The 16,320-nt window shown below is 42.0% G+C and carries 16 protein-coding genes and 1 pseudogene; 9 read left to right on the top strand and 8 right to left on the bottom strand.

Annotated features, from left to right (window positions below):
• Positions 1-2: 2 nt before the first annotated feature.
• Positions 3-1,700 carry a signal recognition particle-docking protein FtsY gene (gene ftsY, locus H5114_RS11890; protein WP_182723042.1) on the bottom strand — a complete coding sequence of 566 codons (1,698 nt, stop codon included), beginning with the start codon at positions 1,698-1,700 and terminating at the stop codon, positions 3-5.
• Positions 1,701-1,881: 181 nt separating this feature from the next.
• Between ftsY and rsmD the strand changes: the two genes are divergently transcribed.
• Positions 1,882-2,481 carry a 16S rRNA (guanine(966)-N(2))-methyltransferase RsmD gene (gene rsmD, locus H5114_RS11885; RefSeq protein WP_182723041.1) on the top strand — a complete coding sequence of 200 codons (600 nt, stop codon included), beginning with the start codon at positions 1,882-1,884 and terminating at the stop codon, positions 2,479-2,481.
• Positions 2,482-2,485: 4 nt separating this feature from the next.
• Positions 2,486-2,785 (top strand): DUF1145 domain-containing protein, encoded by a 300-nt coding sequence (locus H5114_RS11880; RefSeq protein ID WP_182723040.1) that lies wholly within the window; start codon positions 2,486-2,488, stop codon positions 2,783-2,785.
• 80 nt (positions 2,786-2,865) lie between these two features.
• Here the strand turns inward: H5114_RS11880 and H5114_RS11875 are convergent, their stop codons facing one another.
• Positions 2,866-3,429 (bottom strand): NapC/NirT family cytochrome c, encoded by a 564-nt coding sequence (locus tag H5114_RS11875; protein WP_124017396.1) that lies wholly within the window; start codon positions 3,427-3,429, stop codon positions 2,866-2,868.
• A 529-nt stretch (positions 3,430-3,958) separates the two neighbouring features.
• Here H5114_RS11875 and H5114_RS11870 point away from each other — a divergent pair.
• From H5114_RS11870 to H5114_RS11845, 6 genes and pseudogenes are all read left to right on the top strand, one after another.
• Positions 3,959-4,705 (top strand): PepSY domain-containing protein, encoded by a 747-nt coding sequence (locus H5114_RS11870; RefSeq protein ID WP_182723039.1) that lies wholly within the window; start codon positions 3,959-3,961, stop codon positions 4,703-4,705.
• Positions 4,705-5,430: a PepSY domain-containing protein gene (locus H5114_RS11865; protein ID WP_182723038.1), complete on the top strand. Its 726-nt coding sequence runs from the start codon at positions 4,705-4,707 to the stop codon at positions 5,428-5,430. The genes H5114_RS11870 and H5114_RS11865 overlap by 1 nt, the downstream gene beginning before the upstream one ends.
• Positions 5,431-5,678: 248 nt before the next feature.
• On the top strand, positions 5,679-6,050 hold the full coding sequence (locus H5114_RS11860) for a hypothetical protein (protein WP_182723037.1): 372 nt from the start codon (positions 5,679-5,681) through the stop codon (positions 6,048-6,050).
• A 105-nt stretch (positions 6,051-6,155) separates the two neighbouring features.
• Positions 6,156-6,375, top strand: a pseudogene (locus tag H5114_RS11855) (heavy metal-binding domain-containing protein); the annotation flags it as partial.
• A 214-nt stretch (positions 6,376-6,589) separates the two neighbouring features.
• Entirely contained in the window at positions 6,590-8,104 is a 1,515-nt protein-coding gene (locus tag H5114_RS11850) for an efflux RND transporter periplasmic adaptor subunit (RefSeq protein ID WP_182723036.1), read from the top strand.
• Between the two features lie 12 nt (positions 8,105-8,116).
• Positions 8,117-11,251 (top strand): efflux RND transporter permease subunit, encoded by a 3,135-nt coding sequence (locus H5114_RS11845; protein WP_182723035.1) that lies wholly within the window; start codon positions 8,117-8,119, stop codon positions 11,249-11,251.
• 840 nt (positions 11,252-12,091) lie between these two features.
• Here the strand turns inward: H5114_RS11845 and H5114_RS11840 are convergent.
• From H5114_RS11840 to H5114_RS11815, 6 genes are all read right to left on the bottom strand, one after another.
• The gene (locus H5114_RS11840; protein ID WP_182723034.1) at positions 12,092-12,577 is read right to left on the bottom strand and encodes a hypothetical protein; all 486 of its coding nucleotides are present in this window, start codon (positions 12,575-12,577) and stop codon (positions 12,092-12,094) included.
• Between the two features lie 124 nt (positions 12,578-12,701).
• Positions 12,702-13,064: a hypothetical protein gene (locus H5114_RS11835; protein WP_182723033.1), complete on the bottom strand. Its 363-nt coding sequence runs from the start codon at positions 13,062-13,064 to the stop codon at positions 12,702-12,704.
• 94 nt (positions 13,065-13,158) lie between these two features.
• A complete protein-coding gene (locus H5114_RS11830) occupies positions 13,159-13,998 on the bottom strand; it encodes a hypothetical protein (RefSeq protein WP_182723032.1) in 840 nt (279 codons plus the stop codon).
• 102 nt (positions 13,999-14,100) lie between these two features.
• On the bottom strand, positions 14,101-14,478 hold the full coding sequence (locus tag H5114_RS11825; RefSeq protein ID WP_182723031.1) for a hypothetical protein: 378 nt from the start codon (positions 14,476-14,478) through the stop codon (positions 14,101-14,103).
• A 124-nt stretch (positions 14,479-14,602) separates the two neighbouring features.
• Positions 14,603-14,947, bottom strand: a complete 345-nt coding sequence (locus H5114_RS11820) for a hypothetical protein (protein ID WP_182723030.1) — start codon at positions 14,945-14,947, stop codon at positions 14,603-14,605.
• A gap of 75 nt (positions 14,948-15,022) precedes the next feature.
• Positions 15,023-15,403: a hypothetical protein gene (locus H5114_RS11815; RefSeq protein WP_182723029.1), complete on the bottom strand. Its 381-nt coding sequence runs from the start codon at positions 15,401-15,403 to the stop codon at positions 15,023-15,025.
• 422 nt (positions 15,404-15,825) lie between these two features.
• On the opposite strand from H5114_RS11815, the gene H5114_RS11810 reads away from it, so the two are divergent.
• Positions 15,826-16,164 carry a cytosolic protein gene (locus H5114_RS11810; protein ID WP_124018459.1) on the top strand — a complete coding sequence of 113 codons (339 nt, stop codon included), beginning with the start codon at positions 15,826-15,828 and terminating at the stop codon, positions 16,162-16,164.
• Positions 16,165-16,320 lie beyond the last annotated feature (156 nt).

Genomic DNA, 16,320 nt, shown 5'->3' with positions numbered 1-16,320 from the left:
TATTATTGGTCCGTTTTATCCTGACTAAATAATGCTTCAATAAAATCATTGGCGTTAAAGGTACGCAAATCATCAATTTGCTCACCCACACCAATATGGCGGATCGGAATAGAAAATTTATCGGCAATCGCAAAAATAACCCCACCTTTGGCGGTACCATCTAACTTACTGATGGTAATGCCAGTCACACCAACCGCTTCTTTAAAGAGTTGCGCTTGGCTAATGGCATTCTGCCCGGTACTCGCATCCAAGGTTAGCATCACTTCATGGGGAGCATCAGGGTCGAGTTTTTTCATTACTCGCAACACCTTTTTTAACTCTTCCATTAAGTGGCTTTTATTCTGTAAACGCCCAGCGGTATCGGCGATCAACACGTCAACTTTACGTGCTTTAGCGGCTTGTAAGGCATCAAATATGACTGAAGCACTGTCAGCACCAGTATGTTGTGCCACTACCGGAATATTATTGCGCTGCCCCCATACTTGTAACTGCTCTACCGCTGCTGCGCGGAAAGTGTCACCCGCTGCTAACATGACAGATTTACCTTGGCTTTGATACTGTTTAGCGAGCTTACCTATTGTGGTGGTTTTGCCCACGCCGTTGACACCAATCATTAAAATAACAAAAGGGCCATTAGCATTTTCGGCAACCAAAGGAACGGCTACCGGATCGAGCATTTTTTGCATTTCTTCACGCATTAAATCATAAAGTGCTTCGGCATTTTTAAGTTGTTTACGTGATGCATGTTCGGTGAGGCTTTTGATCAATTTAGTCGTCGTTTCTACGCCAACATCGGCAATCAATAATTGTTCTTCAAGTTCTTCAAATAACTCATCATCAATTTTTTTACCGCGGAAAAAGCCAATGAAACCTGAACCGATATTTTCACTGGTGCGCATCAAGCCACGCTTTAAACGGGCAAACATACCTTCTTTCTGCGGTTTAGCTTGAGGCTCATCTTGTTCTTCTAACGCAATCGACTCTATTGGAGCCTGTTGTTCAACTAACTGCTCGGCGGCTAGCGCTTCAGTAGCTAAGATTTGCGCAGCAATATGCTCAGCCTCAACACGGGCTTGCTCTGCTTGCTCATGCTCAAGCCGTTGTTGCTCCGCCTGTTCTGCTGCCAGCTTTTGGGCTGCTAACACTTCTGCGGCCTGACGTTCTGCTGCAATACAAGCGGCCTCAAGACGATCAGCCTCAACACGAGCCTGCTCTGCTTGCTCATGCTCAAGCCGTTGTTGCTCCGCCTGTTCTGCTGCCAGCTTTTGGGCTGCTAGCACTTCTGCAGCCTGACGTTCTGCAGCAATACGAGCTGCTTCAAGACGATCAGCCTCAACACGAGCCTGCTCTGCTTGCTCATGCTCAAGCCGTTGTTGCTCCGCCTGCTCGGTTGCCAGCTTTTGGGCTGCTAACACTTCTGCGGCCTGACGTTCTGCAGCAATACGAGCTGCCTCAATACGAGCTTGCTCAGCGCGTTCATTGTCTAGGCGCTCTTGTTCGATACGCTCAAGTTCCAGTCGCTCGGTTTCTTCTATACGGGCGGTGTCATCAGCTTGCTTGTGCAGCTCAGCATGTTGGGGTTGTTCAGTAGCCTCTGTAGCAATGTCATGCTGTTTATCAACATCAAGCTGTTGTTGATCTTCACCTTCAGGGACGGGCTTATCTTTACGAAACCAGGAAAAAAAACCTTTCTTTGCCATGTTTGCTACCAGTATTTATATGCTTAAAAATTCAGTTGAAGCCGTTTGTTGCATCTCTAACCAGTAAAATGATGAATACTCACATTTAATCACAAGTTTGATATAAAATAACGACGGTTCAGATTGTGGCATAGTCTACCACTTTCTTTTTTCTTTGTTCAGGCAAAATCACGAGGATGAGATGGCTAAAAAAAATACCAGCAGCGGTCAGGTGCGGATTATTTCAGGTCAATGGCGATCTCGAAAGCTACCCATACATGATCTTGAAGGTTTACGCCCAACAACCGATCGTGTGCGCGAGACCTTATTTAATTGGCTTGCTAACGATATTCGTGGCGCCAGAGTACTTGATTGCTTCGCTGGCAGTGGCGCATTATCCCTCGAAGCTTTATCCCGTTATGCCAGCTTTGCAACCATGATTGAACTGCAAAAAAATGCGGCTAATCAGCTAAAACAAAATCTTGCCACCCTGCAATGCCAAAATGCAGAGGTTATTAATGGCGATAGTTTACAAATACTTGCAAAAGGCACTTCAACAGGATTTGATATGGTGTTTATCGATCCGCCGTTTCGTAAAGATTTAGTAAACAACACCATTGAGTTATTAATGCAACATCAATGGTTAAACCCCAATGCACAAATTTATCTCGAAACCGAATCAGAATTGACCTCATTCAATGTGCCAGCAACCTGGGTTGCCTTAAAAGAAAAAAAGGCAGGTCAAGTATGTTATCGACTGTACCAATATCAGCCGAACAATACCGAATTATCGGCCGATTAAGTCAATGCCGATATCAATAAACGATATTGTACTTATTGGTAAAACGGCTACTTTGTCGATGTGGTGTTTGGTGGCTTACGGCTGGTTTATTTTCAGCGCAGACGTTCGGCTCTTTATTAATGTATTAGCCTGCATTACCGCGGTGATGCACCTGCTACTAGTACTCATCACATTCTTAAAAAATCCCCGTAACAACAAGCCTGCGCTACATTATCGGGCGATTTTGCTTTGGGGAGTATTTGCGCTATTTGAGCACTATCATTCACAGCACTCTAACCCGCTTATTAACAGCATCAACAAATAATCAAACGCCGAGAAGCTGAACCATTGGTATAAAAAAACCTCGTTATTTAACGAGGTTTTTTAGTTAACAATATCGGCACATTACTTTTTAGGATAAGGATGCGCGACACCTTTATGACAATCGACACAGGTCTTTCTGTCTTCTGGTGCTTTTTTAAAGTTCATACTGTGCATTCTTACGGCCATTTTCTTCATCGTATCTGGCTGATCTTCATAAATACGAGTGTGGCAATGGCGACAGTTAGCTGAATCATTACCGCGAAAGTATTCTAATGCTAAATCAGCTTGTTCTTTACGGTTTTCATCTAACCATTCTTGCGTCATAAAGCCATCAATGGTCATTAAACCAATTAAATCTTTAGAAACAATAATTTTTTTAACTAAATAATCAAATGGGCCATGTGGTAAATGACAATCTTGACATTGCACTGTGACACCGGCTCTACCACCACCATGAGCTGACGCCATAACCTCATCTCTTAACGAATGGTCACGGTGACATGTCATACAAAAAGCATCGGTACTTGTTGCATGCAAAGTTTGTTGTGTTGTGAAATAACCTACGACACCCACTATTACACCAACCACTATAAGGGCAATAATCGAGTACTTCGCGCTTGGTTTAAATAGTGCACGCCAGTTCATTGTTCAATCTCCGTAATAGCAAAAAAGGAATTTCTAATATTTATAAGTCTAGTTTAGGATTATTCGAAATTATAAAATTGATTTTAGTCGCTATTTTGAGAATTATTTATCTAAAAAATGTCTAAAGTGCGAGCTAGGTCTCGACTTTTGCACATACATGACCGAAATAAATATAGATGACTAAATTTAGTTAACCAAGCGGTCAATAAAGATAATGCTGAGCGACAAAATGAGTTAAATGCCACCTAATTTGACTACGGCTATAAGCCTTCGCCCTTGCCTAGCGGCTGATAACACTTAAGGAAAAATATTAACCACAGCAAATTTAAGTCAATGCATTTTCTTGGATAAAGGTACGGCTATTGTCGTCCGTTGACAGCACTTGTTTAGCTTCACGATTAACATAAATTGCTGCAAACTATGAGTCACTTAACCGCTAATGCTAACTCGATGGTCATTTAAAGCCTGATTGACTCGCATAAAACGCTTTTTAACCAAACCAACAACAAAAATAATAAGGTTAATTTGAATGCATAAAACTGCAAGAACACTCCATAAATGGCTAATGCTTTTTCTCGGACTACAGTTCGTTATTTGGTCAGTGACAGGAACATATATGGTGTTTATGCATATTGACTATATTCATGGTGATTCGCTGATCAGTAACCCCCAGACAAAAATCAACCCCGATAAACTAGAGTATTCATTGGCAAAACTGTTACAAACTTACCCTAAAGCAGAGCAAATAAGCGTCGGTAAACTGATGCAACAAGACGTATACCGCTTTTCCATTCCAACCAAAACAGCAACTCAGCAGCTAATGCTAAATGCCCAGACAGGGGAACGTTTATCGCCACTTAATCAAACAACAGCCATTGCATTAGCCCAATATTATTACCTTGGTAATGAGCCTATTACCGACGTGAGTTTACTGACCGATAATCCGCCTTTTGAACTTAGTGCTCGCCACTTACCTGCGTGGCGAATTAATTTCGACCACTTTTCCGCACCATCAATTTATATCTCTGCTGACAGCGGATTAGTAGTAGCAAAGCGCCATGCATTTTGGCGTTTATTCGACTGGATGTTTCGCTTTCATGTGATGGATTATGGCGATGCTGAAGAAATCGATAATCAATTATTATTCTGGATAGCACTGATCTCAACATTAGCTGCCGTTAGCGGGTTAACCTTGACGTATTTCAGGGTATTACGTCGTACTAAAAACAAACGCAAGCCTATGTTGAGTAAGCGTAAACACAGTGGGGTTGCCTAATGCTTTGGGTCAGAAAACTGCATAAATGGGCATCTGTCATTGTAGGGATCCAGTTACTACTATGGTTAATCAGCGGCCTGTATTTTAATCTCATGGATCACAATAAAGCCCAAGGACGGACTCATCTTAACGATACTCACGCTGACGTGGTCATAGAAACTCATCGTTTGCTTGAACCTAGCACTATTTTGGCCACGTTTAAGCCTAGCGTGTCACTGAACCTCATGACTTTATTAGGTAAGCCTTACTACTTATTAACCCATGAAAAAGGCTTATACAATAATCTCAACCATGACTACACCTTAGTTGATGCGTATAACGGTAACCCAGTCGTAATTGATACCACAATGGCACAACAGCTGGCCAAAGCGTCCTACTCTGGAGAGGCCGAAATCAGTTCAACTCGCTTACTCACCCCACCATTAGACGACTTTCCAAAACAGCACAATGACACTTGGCAGATAAACTTTGCCGATAACATTACCACCAGCGTGTATATTGAAGCGCAGTCGGGTCGACTCGTCGGCCACAGTGATGAACATACACGTTTAGCCGATGTATTTTTTATGCTGCACTTTATGGATTACACCAATCAAGGCAGTTTTAATAACATCCCTATTATGATGCTTGCATTTATCACTTTATGGTTAACCTTCAGTGGATTAATTTGGGTGATTGATATGCTCAAGCGCAACAGGTATCGGCTCAAACTAAAACGTAAATAATGCCGTTTTAAACCTAAGTGGACCCTAAATTAATGAAATGGAATGTGTATCACACGATAATGGTCATAAAAGCGTTATCATCATTTTCAGATTAATGAATATAATGTGTTATTACTTGAAAGATGTTTACTGAAGTAAAGGTCTGTTAAGCTAACCCCATAAAACGACTTGGTTAAGGCTAAATGAGAGCAAAGCAGTCAAACTATTGGATCATCATAATCACTTTGTTCGCACTTGTCGGACAGGGGTTGCTGACTAATGACAGTTTGATGGTGCCAATGGCCCATGCAGAAATGGCTCAAAAAATGTCCGCTAACACTGACAACACCACAACAGCGATGACGATGCACGGGGCAATGAAGAATTGCCATGATATGCCAAGTGCTGTCAATAATGTGGATGAATCCATTGCTGCATCGTTACCGCAAACCAGCTGTTGTAATGGTTCCGGTGTTTGTAGTCCGGATTGTAACCACTGTTTGACTATTTCGTTTACCGCTAACCTAATTGATATGCCATTGGCGATGCTTAATATTCCGGTCTATCCTGCACCGCTTGCGATGGTTGTTAACCGTGTATCAATCGCTTTCCCTCCTGCGTTCCGCCCTCCTATCGCTTAATTCAATTGATCATTCTTGTGCGTTGAGCACAGTCAATACTATTGTTTTTTAGCGTTTATCATCATGACGATCGTCAGTATTATCATGATGAATATCGAGGTTATTATGAAAAAGTTACCATTTTTTAGCGTGCTATTAAGCGCATTCGTTGGTGTCATCATCCCAGCAGCTCTCACATCACCTGTTGCTTATGGCGCAGAGCACGATCATACCCAACATCAGTCGCAAGCCAGTCAAACCTATACTTGCCCGATGCACCCTGAAGTGATCAGCGATAAAGAGGGACGCTGTCCCATCTGCAATATGTTCCTCGTCGTCAAAGAGGAGCAAGCTGAGTCCAGCGCTGGCGACACTCATCATCCAATGGCAAACATGCAGCATCCAATGACAAACATGCAAAACGCTATCCCAGTAGAACAAAGCATAGCAAACAAGTTTAATTGATTATTCTTGTGCATTGCGTACGTTCAATATAATTGTTTTTAGTGTTTCTCATCATGACGATCGTCAGTATCGTCATGATGAATATCGAGGTTGTTATGAAGAAATTACCACTTTCTAGTGTGCTACTAGGCGCGTTTGTTGGGGTAATAATCCCTATTACTATGACATCACCTGTCGTTTATGGCGCAGAGCACGATCATGCCCAGCATCAGGTACAAGCTGGTAAAACCTATACTTGCCCGATGCACCCTGAAGTGATCAGTGATAAAGAGGGAACCTGTCCAATTTGTAATATGTTTCTCGTCGTCAAAGAGGAGGAAGAAGAATCCACAGTTGACGACACTCAGGCGCCAATGGCAAACATGCAAAGTGCTGCTTCTGTAGAAAAAAGCCAAGCAGATAAGGTGTTTAGTCAACCTGAACCCGCATTAGTCGCTAAATTAATGCCGACAGCCAATCAGAGCGATAGCACCAATGTAAAATATGTCTGTCCTATGCATCCACATGTGATATCCGATGCACCTGGAACTTGCCCTATCTGTGGTATGAACCTTGAAAAAGTGACCGTGACAGACCCAAGCCAAGAAATTGTGGTCGGTGTATCTGGCGGCATGCAGCAGGCATTAGGCATGCGAAGTCATGTCGTCGAAAGAACGAGCTTATCTCGCCAAGTTAACACCATAGGCACAGTAGAATATAACCAAAATGCGATTGGTCATGTGCATACACGCGCAACCGGATGGATAGAAACGCTAACGGTAAATAACGTGGGACAACAAATAAAAAAGGGCCAACTTTTATATGAGCTGTACTCGCCAGAACTGGTCACTGCCCAAGACGACTATTCCCAAGCACAAGACTACCTTAAACAAGATACAAAACGGGGCAGTAGTTTATTACGCAAAGCACGCAAACGCTTAGAACTACTCGGTGTTGATAGCTCTGTAATTAAGCACTTAGAAAAAACCGGTGAAACCATTTTTAAAGTACCTTTTTATGCTCCGCAAGATGGCTTTATCAGTAAATTAACCGTTCGCGATGGTATGTACATTCAGCCAGGTGATACCTTGTTTGAAATTGTTAATTTAGACAGCGTATGGGTGATTGCAGATGTGTTTGAAAACGAACAAAATTGGTTACAACAAGGTCGTAAAGTCACTGTGAGTGCCGCGGCGCAAGGACTGTTTGATATCGACTCAACCATTGACTACATCTACCCCGAATTAGACCCAGTCACCCGCGCAATGCGAGTGCGGATCAAACTGAATAATCATCACGACAAGCTTAGACCCGGTAGCTTAGTGGATGTGACCTTATATGGTTTGCCTAAAAATAACGTGCTCACTGTACCAACTGAGGCGCTGATTCTTACCGGACGTGAGAACCGTATTGTGGTGCAGCGCAGTGATACCAGCTTTGCTTCGGTGCCAGTCAAAATTGGTATGATGGCAGACGGTAGAGCCGAAATTTTAGAGGGACTGAATGAACATGACAAAGTGGTTATTTCAGGGCAGTTCTTATTGGACTCAGAAGCCAGTATTCAAGGCAGTTTACAGCGTTTGAGTAATGCGCCAATAAATGCCACTGCGACAGATGCTCACCAGCACTAAAGGAGCACAACAATGTTAGCAAAAATTATCAGTGCTTCAATAAAACAACGCGTTATGGTGTTGGTACTCACGGCCGTTATCGCCTTAGTGGGCTATCAAGCGATGCGCATGACACCACTCGATGCGCTTCCCGACTTATCTGATGTGCAAGTGATTGTTAAAACGTCATACCCAGGGCAAGCGCCGCAATTGGTTGAAGATCAAATTACCTATCCATTGTCATCGGCCATGCTTGCCGTGCCCGGTGCTAAAACGGTGCGTGGGTTTTCAATGTTTGGCGATTCATTTGTGTACGTCATTTTTGAAGATGGCACCGACATTTATTGGGCACGTTCACGGGTATTAGAATACTTGTCTCAAACCCAAGATCAACTGCCTGCCGGCGTTACGCCAAGCATTGGGCCAGATGCTTCTGGTGTAGGTTGGATTTTTCAATACGCCTTAGTCGATCGCAACGGACAATATGATTTAGCTCAATTACGTTCATTACAAGATTGGTTTTTAAAGCTTGAATTACAAAGTGTTGCAGGAGTATCTGAAGTTGCTACCGTCGGTGGTATGGAACAAACTTATCAAGTGGTCGTCGACCCGCATAAGCTAGCTTTGTATCAAATCGACTTAATGACCATTAGAAATGCCTTAGATAATTCCAATAGCTCGACTGGCGGCTCGGTGATTGAAATGGCCGAAGCAGAATATATGATCACCTCAAGTGGCTATCGCCAGACCATTGCTGACTTTGCTGAAATTCCCTTAGGTATCTTGTCCGAAACCGGCACGCCGGTATTAATGAAAGATGTCGCGCAATTAAGAACCGGCCCGGCAGCGCGCCGTGGCATTGCCGAGCTTGATGGTAAAGGCGAAGTCGTCGGCGGCATTGTCGTAATGCGCTACGGTGAAAATGCCCTTGAAACCATTAATAATGTGAAGAAAAAACTCGAGCAAATCAGTAATGGACTACCTGATGGTGTCGAGTTAGTCACCACTTATGACCGCTCAGACTTAATCTTGCGCTCAGTCGATAACCTTACCCATAAAGTACTTGAAGAAATGCTCGTAGTTGGGCTTATTTGCCTACTGTTTTTACTGCATGCCCGCTCAACCTTAGTGGCGATTATCACCTTACCTATTTCAATTTTAGTCAGCTTTATCGCCATGAATATTATTGGAGTCAATGCCAATATTATGAGCTTAGGCGGCATTGCCATTGCCATTGGTGCTGTGGTTGATGCCTCTATTGTGATGGTCGAAAATACTCATAAACATTTAGAACATTATCGTCAAAAACACGGTAAGGCTCCTGAGGGAGAAGATCACTGGCAACTGGTAAAAGAAGCCTCAATTGAGGTCGGCCCAGCACTGTTCTTCAGCTTATTGATCATTACATTAAGCTTTACTCCAGTCTTTGCCCTTGAAGCGCAAGAAGGACGTTTATTCCATCCACTGGCCTTTACTAAAACCTTTGCCATGGCCGCATCTGCAATCTTAGCAATCACCTTAATTCCGGTATTAATGGGCTACTTTGTCCGCGGAAAAATCCCTGATGAGCGTAAAAACCCTATTAGTCGGGTATTGATTGCTATCTATCAGCCATTACTTAAATGGGTACTGAACTTCCCTAAAATCACCATTGGATTGGCGATTATTGTGCTATTCAGTGCTTACTACCCATTAAGCCAGATGGGATCAGAATTTATGCCCACCTTGGAAGAAGGTGATCTGCTCTATATGCCAACCACATTGCCCAGTGTCAGCGCGGGTAAAGCGGCAGAAATATTGCAGCAAACTGACCGACTAATAAAAACCGTTCCCGAAGTTAAACGGGTATTTGGTAAAGTGGGCCGCGCCATTACCGCAACGGATCCTGCACCGCTCACCATGCTCGAAACCACTATTATGCTCAAACCCACAGCAGAATGGCGTGATGGCGTAACCTTAGAAAGCATTATTGCAGAACTGCAAAAAACCGTGCGTATTCCAGGGATGACCAATGCTTGGGTGCAACCGATTAAAACTCGTATCGATATGTTATCTACTGGGGTGAGAACACCTGTTGGCATAAAGATATCGGGGTCGAATGTCGAAGAACTGCAACGTATTGGCGCTGAAATAGAAGCGGTAGTAAACCAATTACCTGGCACAGTGTCAGCATTTTCACAGCGCAGTAGCGGTGGGCGATATATTGATATTACCCCAGATCTTAAAAATGCTGCACGCTATGGCATGACCTTAAAAGATATCCAAGATGTAGTGCAAATGGCTATTGGTGGCATGACCATTGGTGAGTCAATTCAAGGCCAAGAACGCTATCCCATCAACATACGTTACCCGCGAGAGTTACGAGATAATATCGAGAAACTCAAAAACTTACCTGTGCTGACTAAAACAGGGAAATACTTACCCTTGAGCTATTTAGCTGATCTCAAAATCAGTGATGGTGCCCCCATGTTAGCCAGTGAAAATGGCCGCCTGATCTCATGGGTGTTTGTCGATCTCAAAGACATTTCTATTGGTGAATATATCGTTGCGGCTGAAAAGGCACTTAAGCAACAAATTACTCTGCCTCCGCGCTACAACTATAGCTTTGCGGGGCAATACGAGTACATGCAGCGGGTTGATGCTAAGATGAAAATGGTGATCCCATTAATGATTGCGGTGATTTTTATGCTGCTAATGATGACATTTAATTCGGTCATACAAGCATCGGTGATCATGCTAAGTTTGCCTTTTTCATTGGTAGGTAGTGCATGGCTACTTTATGGGCTGGATTTTAACTTTTCCGTTGCGGTATCGGTCGGTATGATTGCCCTCGCTGGGGTTGCTGCCGAGTTTGGCGTAGTAATGCAGGTATACCTTAATAATAGTATTAAGGCCTATAAACAAGCCGGAAACTACCACAGTAGAGCGGATTTAACTGCCGCCTTAGTTGAAGGCGCAGTAATGCGAATTCGCCCTAAAGCCATGACAGTCGCCACCATATTTTTTGGTTTACTGCCAATTATGTGGGGTAGCGGTACTGGCAATGAAGTTATGCAAAAAATTGCCGCACCTATGGTCGGCGGTATGGTGACTGCGCCGCTATTATCACTATTTGTTATCCCCGCAATTTACTTACTGATATATGGTCGCAAGTTGCCTAAGCAATAGCGGAAACGCTAAGTAGATATAGACTACAAATATTTACAGCAGAAATATTTGCAGCAAAAACAATCCCCAAGTCATCTTATGGCTTGGGGATTGTTGTATAAGCCTTGCTTTAGTGAAGTTAAATTCGGCTTAATCGATTATTAACTCAGACAAAGACGGTGTAAATTAGGCAGGTTTAGGCGTGAACGTAACCGGTTGAGGCCTTTTTTACCTTAGAGTAAAAGATGTCTATGGATTTAGTTGAGCAGCACAAAGTCCTCAAGTTCAGAGTTTACTTATCCATTTCTACGCCAAGAAAACTAACTTATTTGTGGCCCATTATTGGCTGGTAGTTAAACTTTCGTCCGAATAATGCCCAACCTATTTCATATCTACTAGTTTGTTTTAAATCGTTAATTCAATGTTATTAATTACCTGCCGCAGGCTTTAGTGCGGATAATCCTGTGAGACGCCGCAAGCACATCCTTGTGGGCTTAACCAAAACATCCGTGTTTTGGATACTCCCTAGCTTATCTACACCTGAATTTTATCTCTTCGATTCAACTTCATTGATGGCTATTGGAAAAGTGCTATACAAGAACATGAGTTAACTTATTTCTGGACAAAAGTGGATTTAAGATAGACCTACGATCACTAACGCTTAAGATCGCAAGGTTCCACACTGCACGGGCCAAATACTTTGTCATTCCGGCAATGTTTTTGAGCTGGAATCCAGCTTTGTTTTTTATATCTTGTACTTATGGCCTACGGCCGCTAACGTCGTGGCGCTTCGCCCACACCAGACCAAGAGGAAACAAACGGCTGTTCCCTCTTTCCTCTAAATGACTTGTTATATGGCGATTAAAACCAACTTTCCCATTTTTCATTTGCACTACTATGAGATTCAATCCCAGCATCGAGTGCTTGATGAAGCATTTCAGCTTGCTCCATATCCAAACCAGTATCCTCAAAGTTTAAAACTTTTATATTACCGATTAATTTAAACGGTTTTGGATTAAACATTTGGTAAATCATTATTGGTTCGGCTAAACCATTGATCCATGCTTTGACAATATAGATATCCTGTTTTTCACCATTATCGAGTGTTACAAGACCTTCGTGAGAAATTGCCCATGCATCAACACTAGGTTGGTATTCTTTAATTGATGCATAAGCGCTATCAATTGCTTCTTGTTGAGTATCAGCTTCGAAGTTTAAGACTTGTCTATTTTCGCCTTGCTGATAAACAACATATGGAGCTAATGTTACGCCGTCCTGACCACTTCCAATAAATGCTGAGTGGGCGAGAGTAAGTCCTAAAATATTCCCTAAAATCTCAGTTTTCACAAACTTTCCCTAGCCATATAACGCCGCCATATGGGGCGCAAAAATGCTTGGCTATACTTTGCGACGAAGGAGCGCAGCCAAGCGTTTTGCGTCCCTGCCATAATGGCCTTGTTATACATCCCAATTAAAGCCCGCGCTGCCATCGCTTTGGATAGATGCCTTTAAAAGCGATATTGATAAGCTCTTGCTTATCGATATGTCCTTTTTTGAACTTCATTCCATAAAAAATGAAAGCAAATAATGCGCAAAATGCATATAAAGAAAAGCAAAGAACTAAAAGGCACACAGTGAACATCATCAATACTGTGCCACTATCATAGCTACGAATTGGTACATCTGACTGAATCCCAAAGCTTGAGGCTATAGCAAAAAACAACGGATATGCTACCGAAAACCCAATCAGACAACCAAAACCACCAATCTTTGCAGACTGCGAGTAAAAGTAAGGTTTTAATTTTCTTTGGCTATTGATAGCTCGAATTAGCACAACCACTTCCCTAGGATGTATAACGTTTGGCTAAGGGGCGGGCTTTAGCCCGTCCCAGGGAGCGAAGCGAACGATTTGAACCAGTTGTTAGGGGTCAATAACCTAGGTCCAGTGCTTTCCGAAGCTCACTCAAAATAGTGGAGGAGTCCATTACAATTTTCTCGCTAACAACCGGCTCGGCACCATGAATTATTGAGTTGCGAAGAGTTATTAATGCCTTGATTTCGCCATATAACGACTCGCTAATTTTCTCGTTTCGGAAGAGCATTTCAGATAATTTAGCATTAGAAATATGCCGGCGGGGACGGCTTGGATATTCTGTCGAAGATGTCGTTTGATATATTGAACCATACTTGGCAATAATTTCTTCTAATTCGTTGTAGTTTTTCAAGAACTCTTCGAGGCTTCCTTTGATCGTTTCCTCTCTAGCAGGGTCTACTTGATTCTGAAGTTTTCTGCTCTCTCTTTCAATTCGCTTGGGAGATATGACTTCAAAAATGAAGTAGGTGACGGCCAGTAAGGTGGTTACAAATGCTGACTGTGCTGAATTTATAATTATCGTGCTAAGTGTTGTTCCTGTGCTTTCGTATGATATGGCTAGATTTGAGAGTAGTAGTGTTACAACTGAGGATAAAGTTACAAAAACTAGTAAGGTAAAATACCTATTTTTTAGGCTCTCTACAGCCTCGACTAAAGTTTCATCCTCTAGCTCTTCACGACTAAGCTCATTACGGAAAAATATAAAACCTGTGAGAGTTAACCCGTAGACCCCAGCTAGTACTTGGGCTGAAGTTGAAAACAGATAAAGAATTTGGTTTTCGTTCAATACCAATATTGGATTGCTTGTGCCTACATAGCTTGTAATTACCGCCAAGGCACCAAAGGCAATGCAGAAAGAGCTGATTATTCTTGATGGTGCCCAAAAGTTTTGCATTTGAATCCTAACGCTGTTTTAAGCGGCAAATTGCAGTTGGCTAAAAATAAGTGAGGCACGAACAAAAAGCCCACTGTAATTTGTCCGACTTGAAAACCCTTGTTAGGTGTTTTGTGGGTACATATGGAATGACCAATATTGCATAGCTTCAAACTCTTGCTCTTTCCAGTGTTGTCCGCAACAATCACATATTAATTTACTAACTCTTTTTTGATGCTCATCTCTATAAGATTCACTCTCGCTAAAATGACAGCCTTTTTTTTCCATTTGGTCTTTGGTAGTTCCCTTAGGTCTGTTAGATAACTCTATGAAAAGACACTTACAATGTAAATCATTTATTGCTATTTGTAATAAATTAGCTTTCCAAAATTCTTCCCAAGTTAGTTTATCTTTTTTAAATTCATCTAAAAGAATAATTTCTCGATTTGAAATCTTACACAGATCTTTTAACCATCTTTTTTGACGACCATTAAAATCCATTCTGCAACCTCTAAAAAAACACCTAACGCTTTGCTAATTGGCTGCCGCAGCGCAGCGTAGGCAGTCCAGTGGAGGCCACGCTTTTTGTGGCCGGAACGAAATTAAGCAACTTGTTATAAACCGCCTACTCAATACTGACAACTTGATATTTTGCTCCAAAACCATTATCACGCTCCAGTTCTCGAAGTGTTAATACCACATCATTTAGATCCTGTTTTAACAAAGCATGTCGACCATAAATTACTTTAAATGAAGTGCTAGATTCAGTTCCTACGATTACTTTTTTAACATCCGCGTTGAACAAATAAAAAGTCGACCAAGTCGAGCAATCATTTTCACCAAAGCATAATTTTCCAGATTCCTTTTCGGTATCTAAAAGGAACTCTAGATCAGCCTTCACTTTGATTTCGTTTGCTGCGAACACAAAACAAGGTAAAAGCAAAAAAGTGAAGATTAATAATTTTTTCATAAAGGCTTATAACGCCCCAAGCAGGGGATTTTATGAGTGTTTTTCAGCGAGTGAAATTCCCGCTGACTTGGCTTGTTAACTGCTTTTGCAAATACCATGAATTTCCTTTGTATCAACTGACTTTTGCACTTGAGACCAGTTTTGACCGTCATAATAATTAACGACTACGCCATGCTTATATACATGAATCGTAATATCGTCTGATTTATAAAAATAACCAGGAGCAGCAGTTGCTACATAGTTTTGCCAATTTGAGTTATTCAGTTGTAACCATTTAGTAAGCTGAGCATATTCAACTGAATCCTTGTTGACCTTTCCGTTGCATGTAACCCAAGAATCAGGATGATAAACGGTAAAATCTATATCTTTTGAGCGGTCAAACCACAAAAGCAATGCGCCAACTATGACCACTCCTCCAATAAGAACATATGCAATTACTTTCAGAAACTTGACCATGCTAATCCATGCAGTTAACAGCGTATTAACGAGAATTCCGATAAACATCCTGAGAAGCTCACCAAAACACAACATCCAAATGGCTTTAATTATTAATGATTTTAGTAACTTATCAGCTTAAATAATCCAAATCAATCACCTTTTAGTCTAGGCAAAAGCAAGAATTTAGATAATTGAGAATAATACAAACTCGTTATGCAGAGCAGATATGTTAACAAATATCAAAATAGTGCTTTCATAAACTAGCGATAACTATGTTCGAGCAAAGTTTAAATTGGATGTTCTCTAACAAGCTTTGGGGCAAAGACGTGTTTCAAGGTGGCCTAGTGAATGACCGTAAATTGCACAGAATTACTAAATCTCTACTACGTTCTACCCCTGATAATGTTAAAATCTCCGCATCAGAATTACCGAGAAACTCAATGTTTATCCATCATGTTAACGGCATCGACTGGCTAGTGATCACAGCTTTTGAAGAACTGAAAACTATGTTTATCGAAGAAGCCGGTACGATACCCTCTTGCTTCTCTACCGCCAGCGAATTGAACCTGGTTGATCAAGCAAAGCGAACTTATAGATATTTGCCTACTCTCAGCGGCGTAATCACCGATATCGGCACATATCAAAGACAGGGTAACGAAGAAGATTTGGACCCACAACTTGCCTGCTTAGTTGAGGGGCGTGGTCGGGTATTTATCTATCACGGCGGCTTTGTAGCTTTTGTGGATGACGAGCAAACCTTTATTACCCGAATAGACTGAAAATTATTCAGTAAGTTGAAATCGGCGAATTGGCATCCCTAGCAAGGAATGGGACAAAACCAGGTTAGCTGTTAACTTAACATTCGTAGCAAATGAAGCTAAATCGAAGAGATAGAATGACCCAGTATAGATGCGCCTGAGGGTATCGAAAACAGG

The organism is Shewanella sp. SR43-8 (genome assembly GCF_014163775.1).
GTDB lineage: Bacteria > Pseudomonadota > Gammaproteobacteria > Enterobacterales > Shewanellaceae > Shewanella > Shewanella vesiculosa.
Note: the sequence above shows the minus strand (reverse complement) of the source record. Positions and strands in the feature narration are given on the sequence as shown.

What these genes read in the sequence shown, in the direction of transcription:
- H5114_RS11830 (WP_182723032.1), bottom strand. Translation starts at nt 13,998, where the DNA reads ATGCAAAACTTTTGGGCACCATCAAGAATAATCAGCTCTTTCTGCATT.
- ftsY (WP_182723042.1), bottom strand. Translation starts at nt 1,700, where the DNA reads ATGGCAAAGAAAGGTTTTTTTTCCTGGTTTCGTAAAGATAAGCCCGTC.
- H5114_RS11875 (WP_124017396.1), bottom strand. Translation starts at nt 3,429, where the DNA reads ATGAACTGGCGTGCACTATTTAAACCAAGCGCGAAGTACTCGATTATT.
- rsmD (WP_182723041.1), top strand. Translation starts at nt 1,882, where the DNA reads ATGGCTAAAAAAAATACCAGCAGCGGTCAGGTGCGGATTATTTCAGGT.
- H5114_RS11825 (WP_182723031.1), bottom strand. Translation starts at nt 14,478, where the DNA reads ATGGATTTTAATGGTCGTCAAAAAAGATGGTTAAAAGATCTGTGTAAG.
- H5114_RS11880 (WP_182723040.1), top strand. Translation starts at nt 2,486, where the DNA reads ATGCCGATATCAATAAACGATATTGTACTTATTGGTAAAACGGCTACT.
- H5114_RS11850 (WP_182723036.1), top strand. Translation starts at nt 6,590, where the DNA reads ATGAAGAAATTACCACTTTCTAGTGTGCTACTAGGCGCGTTTGTTGGG.
- H5114_RS11870 (WP_182723039.1), top strand. Translation starts at nt 3,959, where the DNA reads ATGCATAAAACTGCAAGAACACTCCATAAATGGCTAATGCTTTTTCTC.
- H5114_RS11865 (WP_182723038.1), top strand. Translation starts at nt 4,705, where the DNA reads ATGCTTTGGGTCAGAAAACTGCATAAATGGGCATCTGTCATTGTAGGG.
- H5114_RS11815 (WP_182723029.1), bottom strand. Translation starts at nt 15,403, where the DNA reads ATGGTCAAGTTTCTGAAAGTAATTGCATATGTTCTTATTGGAGGAGTG.
- H5114_RS11820 (WP_182723030.1), bottom strand. Translation starts at nt 14,947, where the DNA reads ATGAAAAAATTATTAATCTTCACTTTTTTGCTTTTACCTTGTTTTGTG.
- H5114_RS11845 (WP_182723035.1), top strand. Translation starts at nt 8,117, where the DNA reads ATGTTAGCAAAAATTATCAGTGCTTCAATAAAACAACGCGTTATGGTG.
- H5114_RS11810 (WP_124018459.1), top strand. Translation starts at nt 15,826, where the DNA reads ATGTTTATCCATCATGTTAACGGCATCGACTGGCTAGTGATCACAGCT.